Genomic DNA, 11,232 nt, shown 5'->3' on the forward strand with positions numbered 1-11,232 from the left:
GCTTCGAATCGCCGGGACGAGGAGGATGGCATAACGAGACTATTCCGCGGCTTCGCGGCGAGGGGACATCATACCCTCCAGCCGGCTTTGAATAATGGCTTCGGCTTCTCGGACGATGCGCGAGACGAGCTCGGCACAAGTGGGAATATCGTGGATCAGGCCCTGCACCTGGCCCGCGGACCAAATTCCCTCGTCTGCGTCTCCGGTGGCGTAGACCATCTTGCCGCGCGCGCCCGCCACGAGTTCGCGAACCTGCTCGAAAGTCGCGCCTTCCTTTTCCATCGCCACCACTTTTGTCGAGATCGCGTTCCTGGCGACGCGCGAGGTGTTGCGCATGGTGCGGAAGATCAGCTCGGTCTCGCGCTCGTCATTGGCGACGATGCGCTCCTTGATATGCTGATGGATCGGGCTTTCCTGGGTAGCCATGAAGCGCGTGCCCATGTTGATGCCTTCGGCGCCGAGCGCGAGCGCGGCGACGAGACCGCGGCCGTCGCCGAAGCCGCCGGAGGCGATCATCGGGATCTTGACCTTGTTGGCGGCCACGGGAATCAGGATCAGGCCCGGCGTGTCGTCTTCGCCCGGGTGGCCGGCACATTCAAAACCGTCGATCGAAATCGCATCGACCCCCATGCGTTCGGCCGAGAGCGCGTGGCGGACGCTGGTGCATTTGTGCACGACCTTGATGCCGTGCTTCTTGAATTCGGTGACGTGATCCTGCGGCTTGTTGCCGGCAGTCTCGACGATCCTGATGCCGCTTTCGATGATGGCCTGCCGGTATTCGGCGTAGGGCGGGGGCTTGATCGAGGGCAGGATGGTCAGATTGACGCCGAACGGCTTGTCGGTCATCTCGCGGCAGCGCGCGATTTCTTTTCGCAGGTCTTCTGGCGTCGGCTGCGTCAGCGCAGTGATGAAGCCGAGCGCACCGGCATTCGCGACGGCGGCGACCAACTCGGCGACGCCGACCCATTGCATGCCGCCCTGGACGATCGGGTGTTCGACGCCGACAAGTTCGGTAAATCGCGTCTTCAGCATTTGCTAGTGTCCCGGTTCTGACATTCGTATCATATCGCGGCGGGCGCTTTTACGAATGTCAGAACCAAAGGGACACTAGTAAACAAATATTTCTAGTGTGGCTTTGACTCTGACGCTCCTTTGAAGGGGTCGCCGCGAAACTGAAAGGAGCGTCAGTGTCGCCACACTAGCCTCTTACCTTCCTTAAGGGGTGCGTGGGCGCACACCTTGTTCTGCTTTTCGCGAGGAAGATGCCGTTCCGGCCGGCAAATGTCTACATTGCAACTCTTGGCCTGGGTTCAGGGCCGCGTGATCAGGCAAAGGCCGGTGTTTTGGCCGGGGCGGCGGGCGTTGTGCAGCCAAGTCCGGCTACTCTGGCCCGCTGCACGACCAGCGCGAGCACGGCATCGAGGGCGGGCGTGGGGGTTTCCGTCAGCCGTCCCATTTCCTGAACCACCGAGACCAGGGGCTGGATTTCCATCGGTCGGCCACGCTCGAGGTCCTGCAGCATCGAGGTCTTGTGGGCGCCGACCTTGCGGGCGCCTTCGATGCGACGTTCGACGTCGACGCGGAATTTGACGCCGAATTTTTCGGCAATCGTCTGCGCCTCGATCATGATCGCCTTCGACAGCGCGCGCGTCGCCGGATCCGAGCAGATCACGTCGAGCGTCGCATGCGTCAGCGCGCTGATCGGATTGAGGCAGACATTGCCCCAGAGCTTCAGCCAGATCTCGTCGCGGATGCGGTCGAGCACCGGTGCCTGCATGCCGGCTTCGCTGAACAGCGCCGACAAGCGCGTCACGTCTTCCGTCGTCTCGCCGGAAGGCTCGCCGATCGGAAAGCGGTCGCCGTAGACGTGCTGGACCACGCCGGGCGCCACGATCTCGGTCGCGGGATAGACGATGCAGCCGATGGCGCGCGCAGGTCCGAGCTCGCGCCATTGCCGCGCGCCGGGATCGATGCTCTCCAGCGTTGCGCCTTCGTAACGGCCGCCGTGTTTGTAAAAATACCAGTAGGGGATGCCGTTCACCGCGGTGACGATACGGGTCTTCTCGGAAAGCAGCGGCTTCATCGAGTCGATGACGCCGGTGATGGAGTGCGCCTTCAGACAGATGATGACGTAATCCTGCGGGCCCAGCTCGGCGGGATTGTCGGTGCAGCGCGGATGTACCACGCGCTCCTCGTCACCGATCAGAAGCTTCAATCCGTTTGCTTTCATCGCGGCAAGGTGTGCGCCGCGCGCCACCAGGCTGACATCGGCGCCTGCGCGCGCGAACTGGACCCCGAGATAACCGCCGATCGCACCGGCGCCGTAAATGCAGACTTTCATGAAAACCTACCTGGAAGCTGGGATGAGAAATTTGGACACGTCTTCGCAGTGCGCGGAAATCGAATTTCCGCGCCAGGGAATGGACCAAAGAGGGAAGAGGCTCAGGCCGACGCGGCGAACACCATGGCCTCGTCGTCAAAGGCCGTCGCAATATCGCGGATGCTGATCACGCCGCAGAGACTGTGATTGTCGATCACCGGAACGTGGCGGATGTGATGTTCGTTCATTAGATGACGGACATCCTCCAGCGTATCGTTGGAGGTGCACCACACGAGCTGCTGCACCGAGATCAGCTGCGAAACTTTCATGTTGATGCCGGCGGCGCCGTGCTCGGCAATCGCACGCACAACATCGCGCTCGGTGAACATGCCGACGGCGGTGTTGCCTTCCGTGCGTACGACGTCCTTGACGACAAGGGCGCTGACATTGCCCGCACGCATCAGCTGGGCCGCGATGGCCACGGTCTCATTCATTCGAATGGTGGAAATACGCGCGGTCTTTTTGCGCAGGACGTCTCCGACTTTCATCGCAAGCTCCTCAAGGTCAGCCGCAGGATCAGGCATTAGTGCTGCAAGTTTGGTATACGTTATGCCAGTTGTCAATTCGTTTGTGAGCGCGATTTTCCAAGAAGAATGACAGCGTTATTGACGTTTCGAGCATGTGCGGCGGCGGAATGGCCAGATCCAGGCACGGTTTTGTATTTTGTATTCCAGTATTTTTTGACAAAAGGAAGGGGCGCACCGAAGTGCGCCCCGACGTTCATTGACTGATGGAAGGCTGTGTCTTTGTGCTTATTCGGCCGGTTGTGCCACCGGGCTCTGCTTTTCCGCGGCGCTCATCGAAAGCCGCATCGGGCGTACGATAAACAAGGCCGCCGCCACCACCAGAATGTTCATGATCGATGCGACCACAAACACGGCGTGCCAGCTGCCAGTGTGTGTCTTCAGCACGTTGGCCAGCGGAACCACAAAGGCCGACATTCCCTTCGCTGAATACATCAGGGCGGTGTTGGTCGTGGCGAATTTCGGCCCGAATATATCGGTGGTGGTCGAGGGGAACAGACTGAAGATCTCGCCCCACGTGAAGAAGACGATTGCGGCGCAGATCACGAATGCCCATGGCGTCGTGCCTGCCGTTCCAAGCAGCCAGTAGGCGATGGCTCCCAGGCCGAACGCAATCGCCATGGTGTATTCGCGGCCGATCTGGTCGGACACCCAGCCAAAGAACGGTCGGGCGCCGCCATTGCACAGGCTGTCAATGACACCAGCCAGCGTCAACGTGGGCAGGCCAAACAGAATAATCGTTTGCGCCACGCCGTAGTCCTTGGCGATGATCGAGAGCTGGGCAGTCACCATGAGGCCGCTCGCGGACACCGCGATGAACATCAAATAGAGGATCCAGAACAGCGGAGACCGAAGCACCTGGCCCGGGTTGCTGCTGGTCTTCGATTGCAGGACTTTCACGGCCGAGGCGGTCGGGACTTCGCCGGCCTGCGGCGGGCGGAGCAGCCAGGCGAGCACGAAGACGATGACGCCCTGACCGAGCGCGAACCAGAAGAAGGTGTCGGCGTAGCCGATCGACACGATCATTTTCTGGATGGGAATGACCGTGAGGGCGGCGCCGGCACCGAAGCCCGCGGCCGTAAGACCGACGGCAAGGCCGCGGCGATCAGGAAACCATCTCACGGCGTTGCCGACGCAAGTGGCGTAGACCGCGCCCGCGCCCGTGCCGGAAAGGATCGCGCCCACGTAAATCATTTCCAGCGAGTCGGCCCTCGAGTTGATGAGCCAGCCGCAAGCAGCGAGGATGCCGCCGATGGCCACCATGATTTTTGGACCGCGCGGGCCGAGCCAGTCGACGATGAATCCCTCGACCGGCGTCAACCAGGTTTCAAACGCAATGAAGAGGCTGAATGCGACCTGGATGCTGGCGACTTGCCAGGAGTGCGCCTTTGCCATGGGTGGGACGAAGAAGGTCCAGCCATATTGGTAGTTAGCCATCATCGCCATGCAGATGAGGCCGATGATCAGTTGCGTCCACCGAAAGCCACTGGATATCTGCTGGCTCGGCGCACTCGCTGCGGTTGCCGTCATTGTGTCTCCTCCTATTGCGCGCCTTTTGGCCTACCTAGATCGGAGGTCGAGCGCTGCAGGTACGCAATTCTGGTATATTATATTCCAGCGCGCAAGATCGATTTTTCAATTTGTGTCTGGCACAGGTGAGACATTCTGTTGACAACCGGCCGCCGAGGCAAGCCGGTCGCTGCTGCGGGCATTTCACAGGCAACCAAGCCTCCTGCGGCCCGATCCGATGCATCACATCCCAAGTACGCCACGCGCAAAAAAAATGGCTCCCAAATCCTGGGAGCCATTGGCAGAGAAAGATTTGTCCGGGGCGGGACTGATCCTGTACTTCAGTATCTCAAAGAATGCAGCGCGGGATATCGCCGTTGCGGATCGTGATCTCGGCATAGGTCATCAGCAAGCGGTCGATGGTCGCGACCAGGCGGCTGAAGAGGCCATTGGAGGGGGCGAGGGCGAGAGAAGCGGTTGCGGACATGGTATTTCCTAATGTTTCCAAGGGGTGAACGGCGGCGACGTTCGAAACTTAGGTATACCAGATACCAAATACAACGGATTAGTTTGCATGGCAGCATAATTATTATTGCAACGCAACAAGACCTTTCGCAAGTATTTGTTTTACCAAAGAAAAAGGCCGCCGGAGTGCGGCGGCCTTGAGCGGGGAAATGGTGGCTGGCCTATTCCGCGGCCACCTTTTGCGGCGGGTCGAGCGCGCCGGAATCATGGATTTCCTTCACCTGATGGTCGGAGAAGCCGAGCACCTGACGCAGAACCTCGTCGGTGTGCTCGCCGAGCAGCGGAGAGCGTTTCACATCGGCCGGTGAGTCCGACAGCTTGATCGGGTTTCCGACCGACAGGTACTTGCCGCGCTGGGGGTGATCCACTTCGACGATGGTGCCGGTGGCACGCAGCGACCGATCATCGGCGATTTCCTTCATCGACAGGATCGGACCGCAGGGGATGTCGTCCTTGTTGAGGATTTCCATCGCCTCGAACTTGGTCTTGGTCATCGTCCACTGCTCGATGCGGGCGAAGATCTCGTTCAGGCGCGGCAGCCGTGCCGGGGGCTTGGCGTAATCCGGATGTGTTTTCCAGCCGGGCTCGCCAATGACATCGCAAATCTTCTCCCAGACCGGCGCCTGGGTGATGAAATAGATATAGGCGTTCGGATCGCTCTCCCAGCCCTTGCACTTCAGGATGCGGCCCGGTTGTCCTCCGCCGGAATCATTGCCGGCGCGCGGGGTCGCATCACCAAACGGGATGCCTTCGCCGAACTGGCTGTATTCCCTGAGCGGGCCGTGGGCGAGGCGCTGCTGGTCGCGCAGCTTGACGCGGCAGAGATTGAGCACGCCGTCCTGCATCGCGGCCGTGACGCGCTGGCCCTTGCCGCTGTGGGTGCGGTGGTAGAGCGCGGTGACGATGCCGAGCGCCAGGTGCAAACCGGTGCCACTGTCGCCGATCTGCGCGCCGGTGACGAGCGGCAGGCCATCGCGGAAGCCGGTGGTGGAGGCGGCGCCGCCGGTGCACTGCGCGACGTTCTCGTAGACCTTGCAGTCTTCATAGGGACCGGGGCCGAAGCCCTTGATCGACGCCACGATCATCTTGGGATTGATACTCTGGATCTTCTCCCAGGAGAAGCCCATGCGATCGAGCACGCCGGGGCCGAAATTCTCGACCAGCACGTCGCAAGCCTTGATCAGCGCCGTGAGCACTTCCTTGCCCTTGGCATTCTTGGTGTCGAGCGTGATCGAGCGCTTGTTGTGGTTGAGCATGGTGAAATACAGGCTGTCCACCTTTGGGATGTCCTGCAGCTGCCCGCGCGTGATGTCGCCGACGCCGGGGCGCTCGACCTTGATCACATCTGCACCGAACCACGCCAGCAACTGCGTGCAGGTTGGTCCGGATTGAACGTGGGTGAAATCGAGAATTCGAACGCCTTGCAGCGCCTTTGTCATCGTATCTACTCCGTCTTGGAATTTTACTCCCGTGCGCGGGAGCGTCTGGTCCTGTCGCCTTATTTCTTCTTGAGAGCGCTCTGCGGATTGAGGTTGCCGATGCGTCCGCTCTCGGAGCCCGCAGCCGGGTCGATCACTGCGTTGATCATGGTAGGCTTGCCGGAATCCATCGCTGCGTTCACGGCGCGCTTGAGTTCATCCGGTGTCGTCGCATTGACGCCGACGCCGCCGAACGCCTCCATCATCTTGTCGTAACGGGCGCCCTCGACGAAAAGGGTCGTCGCCGGATCGCTGCCGCCGCTCTTGTTGACGTCGGTGCCGCGATAGATGCCGTTATTGTTGAAGATGACGACGCAGACCGGCAGGTTGTAGCGGCAGATGGTCTCGACTTCCATGCCGCTAAAGCCGAAGGCGCTGTCGCCTTCCACCGCAAGCACGGGGTGACCGGTTTCGATGGTCGCAGCGATCGCCTGGCCCATGCCGATGCCCATCACGCCCCAGGTGCCGACGTCGAGCCGCTTGCGCGGCTTGTAGATGTCGATCACGCCGCGTGCGAGGTCGAGCGTGTTGGCGCCTTCGTTGACGAGGATGGCGTCCGGCCGCTCTTTGACGATGGTGCGCAGCACGCCGAGCGCGCCGTGATAATCCATCGGCGAATTGTTGTTCATCAGGCGCGGCGCCATCTTGGCGATGTTCTCGTCGCGCTTGGTGCTGACCTTCTGAACCCATTCGGCCGGCGCGGCAGTCCAGTTGTTGCCCATCGCCGCGAGCAGCGAGGAGACACAGGAGCCGATATCGCCGACCAGGGGCGCAACGATCTCGACGTTGGAGTCCATTTCCTTCGGCTCGATATCGACCTGGATGAACTTCTTCGGAGCATCGCCCCAGCTCTTGCCCTTGCCGTGCGACAGCAGCCAGTTGAGACGGGCGCCGATGACCATCACAACATCGGCTTCCTTGAGCACGGTCGAGCGCGCGGCACCCGCGCACAGCGGATGCAAATCGGGCAGCAGGCCCTTGGCCATGCTCATCGGCAGGAACGGCACGCCGCTCTTTTCGACCAGGGTGCGGATTTCGTCATCGGCCTGCGCATAGGCTGCGCCCTTGCCGAGAATGATGAGCGGACGCTTCGCGCCCTTGAGCACGTCAAGCGCGCGCTTGACCGCGACCGGGGCAGGGAGCTGGCTAGGGGCCGCATCGATCACCTTGACCAGCGACTTGCGGCCGGCTTCGGCGTCCATCACCTGGCCGAACAGTTTTGCGGGCAGGTCGAGATAGACGCCGCCGGGACGGCCCGAAACCGCAGCGCGGATGGCGCGGGCGAGACCGATGCCGATGTCGGCGGCGTGCAGCACGCGGTATGCCGCCTTGCAAAGCGGCTTGGCGATCGCGAGTTGATCCATTTCCTCGTAGTCGCCCTGTTGCAGGTCGACGATCTCGCGTTCGGACGAGCCGGAGATCAGGATCATCGGGAAGCAGTTGGTGGTGGCGTGCGCCAGCGCGGTGAGGCCGTTGAGGAAGCCGGGCGCCGACACGGTCAGGCAGATGCCGGGTTTCTTGGTCAGGTAGCCGGCGATCGCAGCCGCATAACCGGCGTTCTGTTCGTGGCGGAACGAGAGGACGCGAATGCCTTCTTCCTGCGCCATCCGCCCGAAGTCGGTGATCGGAATCCCCGGTACGCCGTAGATCGTCTTGATATCGTTGAGTTTGAGCGCATCGATGATCAGATGAAAGCCATCGGTCAATTCCTGTTCAGCGGCGGCGGCTTTGGCATCGATGCTCTGTACTACTGCGGACATTCCGCTTCTCCTTGGTCGTTTTCTAAGAGGGACGAATTCGTCCCCCGATTGGTTCATGCAACGCGCGCGAAATGATCCGAGCGCTAAAACAGTTCTTTGCCGTGGGCTTCGACAAAAGCCGCAAGGCCGAGGGTGTGATCCCGCGCCAGCCTTTCGGCGAGGCTGGTGTCACGCTGTTCGAGGGCCTCGATGATGGCCATGTGCTCGGGCAGGGACGCCGCGATGCGCTCGACACGGCCGATCGTCAGTTGGCGATAGCCGCGCACATGCAAGAGGATATCGTTGGTCATATCGACGAGCACCGGCGACTCGCTGAGCGCGATCAGTGCCTGGTGGAAGGCGATGTTGGCTCTGGAATATTCGTCGATGTGATGTTCGGGCAGGCGGTCCTTGCCGAAATCCGTGAAGAAGTCGCGCAGCGCCGAAATGTCCTTCTTGCGCGCGGTGGTCGTGATCAATCGTGCCGCCATGCTCTCGAGCGCAGCCCAGGCGCGGATCATGTCGACGATCTCGCTCTTGGTGCGGCGGACGACGACGATGCCACGGCGCGGCACGGTCTTGACGAAGCCGTCCTGCTCCAGCATCGCGATCGCCTCGCGAATAGGAGTGCGGCTGACGCCGAGCCGTTCGGAAAGCGCACGCTCGTCCAGCATGACCGGCTCCGGCGTCGCATAGATGTCCATCTTCAAGATGGCATCTTTTAGCGCCTCATACGCCTTGTTCTTGAAGCTCGTCTCCGGCACGATCCGGACTACGGCAATGTCTGTGTCGGCCATGGTCATTTTGCCCTGGTTGATTGATCGGTGTGCCGTTGGTGTATCTTATAATTAAGAACCAGAACTCTCTAATTTTTGGCATGCCAAATGCCAGAATGTCAAGTTGGCCCTGTTTTCAGCATTTCCGTGACTTGACAAGTTCGTTTCTGGCATACCAAATGCCATACGAACCAATTTGCGCGGCCCGGTCAAGCTGTAATGGAGCCAGGCCGGCGTCTGCCGTCAGATAAAGAGCTAGTGAGTCCCCGCCAGGCCGGAGAGGCTGCTGATGCCAGCACCTGCCTGCGCCCCAGGAATTAAAGTCAAGGAGGAAGCTAAATGTCTAATTCCAAAGATGCGGTCCGCAAGGTCCTCGATGCCGTGAAGGCGGACAAACGCACGAGTCTGACGGCGCCGGAAGGCAAGCTGGTCTGTGACGCCTACGGAATCCCGGTTCCGAAGGAGGGTGTTGCCAAGTCGGCGGCCGAGGCGGCCAAGATCGCATCCGGCATGGGTTTCCCGGTGGTGATGAAGATCGTCTCCCCCGACATTCTGCACAAGACCGAGGCCGGTGGCGTTGTGGTCGGCGTCAAGACCGCCGAAGACGCCCAGAAGAGCTACGACACCATTCTGGCGAACGCCAAGAAGTATAAAGCCGACGCCAAGATCGAAGGCATCCAGATCCAGCAGATGCTGGTCGGCGGCACCGAAGTGATCGTCGGTTCCATCACCGACGGCTCGTTCGGCAAGCTCGTGGCGTTCGGCCTCGGCGGCGTGCTCGTCGAAGTGCTCAAGGACGTCACCTTCCGCCTCGCGCCAGCGACCAGGGAAGACGCGTTCTCGATGCTGGATGGCATCCAGGCACACGAAATGTTGAAGGGCGTCCGCGGCGGCGATCCGGTCAACCGCGAGGCGCTTGCCGACGTCATCGTCAAGGTGTCGCAGCTCGTCAGCGATTTCCCCGAAATGGTCGAACTCGACCTCAATCCGGTTTTCGCCACCAAGAAGGACGCGATTGCGGCCGACGTGCGCATCGTCGTCGATTTCGATTACAAGCCGCGCGAGAAGCCGCGTTCGACCGAAGAGATCGTCGCATCCATGAGCCGCATCATGCAGCCCAAGGCGGTCGCCGTGATCGGCGCCTCGGCCGAGGACGGCAAGATCGGCAACTCGGTGATGAAGAACCTCATCAACGGCGGCTACAAGGGCGAGATCCTGCCGATCCATCCCAAGGCTTCCGAAATTCTCGGCTACAAGGCCTACAAGAGCGTCAAGGACGTGCCGGGCGTGATCGATGTCGCGGTATTCGCGATTCCGGCCAAGTTCGTTGCCGGAGCGCTCACCGAATGCGGTGAGAAGAAAATCCCGGGCGCAGTGCTGATTCCGTCAGGCTTTGCCGAAGCCGGCCATCCCGAATTGCAGGCCGAGATCGTCGAAATCGGCAAGAAGTACAACGTCCGTCTGATGGGGCCGAACATTTACGGCTTCTATTATACGCCCGCCAACCTCTGCGCGACCTTCTGTACCGCCTATGATGTCAAGGGTCACGCGGCGCTGTCGTCGCAATCGGGCGGCATCGGCATGGCGATCATCGGTTTCTCGCGTTCGGCGAAGATGGGCGTCTCCGCCATCGTCGGCGTCGGCAACAAGTCCGATATCGACGAGGACGATCTGCTCGCCTTCTTCGAGCAGGACCCCAACACCAACCTGATCGCGCAGCATTGCGAAGACCTGAAGGATGGCCGCGCCTTTGCCGAAGCTGCCAAGCGCGTCTCGAAGAAGAAGCCGGTCGTCGTACTCAAGGCCGGCCGCACCGCGGCCGGCGCAAAGGCTGCCTCGTCGCACACCGGCGCGCTCGCCGGTAATGACAAGATCTATGAGGACGTGCTCAGGCAGTCCGGCGTGATCCGCGCCCGTTCCCTGCGTCAGCTGCTCGAATTTGCCCGCGGAGTGCCGGTGCTGCCGACGCCGAAGGGCGAGAACGTGCTGATCATCACGGGCGCCGGCGGTTCGGGCGTGCTGCTGTCGGACTCCGTCGTCGATAACGGCCTGTCGCTGATGGCGATGCCGCCGGATCTGGATGCCGCGTTCCGCAAGTTCATCCCGCCGTTCGGTGCTGCCGGAAACCCGGTCGACATCACCGGCGGCGAGCCGCCGATCACCTATGTCAACACGGTGAAACTCGGTCTCTCCGACGAGCGCATCCACTCGCTGATCCTCGGCTACTGGCACACGATCGTGACGCCGCCGATGGTGTTTGCGCGCAACATGGTCGAGGTGAAGAAGGAGATGGAGGCGAAG

Annotated in this window: 9 protein-coding genes; 1 reads left to right on the plus strand and 8 read right to left on the minus strand. The window is 61.2% G+C overall.

Annotated features, from left to right (window positions below):
- Window positions 1–39: 39 nt before the first annotated feature.
- The 8 genes from M6D32_RS17925 to M6D32_RS17960 form a co-directional block, all read right to left on the minus strand.
- The gene (locus M6D32_RS17925; protein ID WP_298258587.1) at window positions 40–1,032 is read right to left on the minus strand and encodes a nitronate monooxygenase family protein; all 993 of its coding nucleotides are present in this window, start codon (window positions 1,030–1,032) and stop codon (window positions 40–42) included.
- A 292-nt stretch (window positions 1,033–1,324) separates the two neighbouring features.
- Window positions 1,325–2,341 (minus strand): 2-dehydropantoate 2-reductase, encoded by a 1,017-nt coding sequence (locus M6D32_RS17930; protein WP_298258589.1) that lies wholly within the window; start codon window positions 2,339–2,341, stop codon window positions 1,325–1,327.
- A 101-nt stretch (window positions 2,342–2,442) separates the two neighbouring features.
- Complete coding sequence (locus tag M6D32_RS17935; protein ID WP_298258591.1) at window positions 2,443–2,868, minus strand: CBS domain-containing protein; 426 nt, start codon at window positions 2,866–2,868, stop codon at window positions 2,443–2,445.
- 264 nt (window positions 2,869–3,132) lie between these two features.
- Entirely contained in the window at window positions 3,133–4,434 is a 1,302-nt protein-coding gene (oxlT, locus tag M6D32_RS17940; RefSeq protein ID WP_298258593.1) for an oxalate/formate MFS antiporter, read from the minus strand.
- A 328-nt stretch (window positions 4,435–4,762) separates the two neighbouring features.
- On the minus strand, window positions 4,763–4,900 hold the full coding sequence (locus M6D32_RS17945) for a hypothetical protein (protein WP_298258595.1): 138 nt from the start codon (window positions 4,898–4,900) through the stop codon (window positions 4,763–4,765).
- Between the two features lie 199 nt (window positions 4,901–5,099).
- Window positions 5,100–6,377 (minus strand): formyl-CoA transferase, encoded by a 1,278-nt coding sequence (gene frc / locus M6D32_RS17950; protein WP_298258597.1) that lies wholly within the window; start codon window positions 6,375–6,377, stop codon window positions 5,100–5,102.
- A 59-nt stretch (window positions 6,378–6,436) separates the two neighbouring features.
- Window positions 6,437–8,176: an oxalyl-CoA decarboxylase gene (oxc, locus tag M6D32_RS17955; RefSeq protein WP_298258599.1), complete on the minus strand. Its 1,740-nt coding sequence runs from the start codon at window positions 8,174–8,176 to the stop codon at window positions 6,437–6,439.
- 83 nt (window positions 8,177–8,259) lie between these two features.
- Window positions 8,260–8,952 (minus strand): GntR family transcriptional regulator, encoded by a 693-nt coding sequence (locus tag M6D32_RS17960; protein WP_298258601.1) that lies wholly within the window; start codon window positions 8,950–8,952, stop codon window positions 8,260–8,262.
- Between the two features lie 318 nt (window positions 8,953–9,270).
- Here M6D32_RS17960 and M6D32_RS17965 point away from each other — a divergent pair.
- Window positions 9,271–11,232 (plus strand): acetate--CoA ligase family protein (locus M6D32_RS17965; RefSeq protein WP_298258603.1); only part of this gene is annotated, 1,962 nt, incomplete at its 3' end.

The sequence above is a fragment of the Bradyrhizobium sp. genome (assembly GCF_027307225.1).
GTDB lineage: Bacteria > Pseudomonadota > Alphaproteobacteria > Rhizobiales > Xanthobacteraceae > Bradyrhizobium.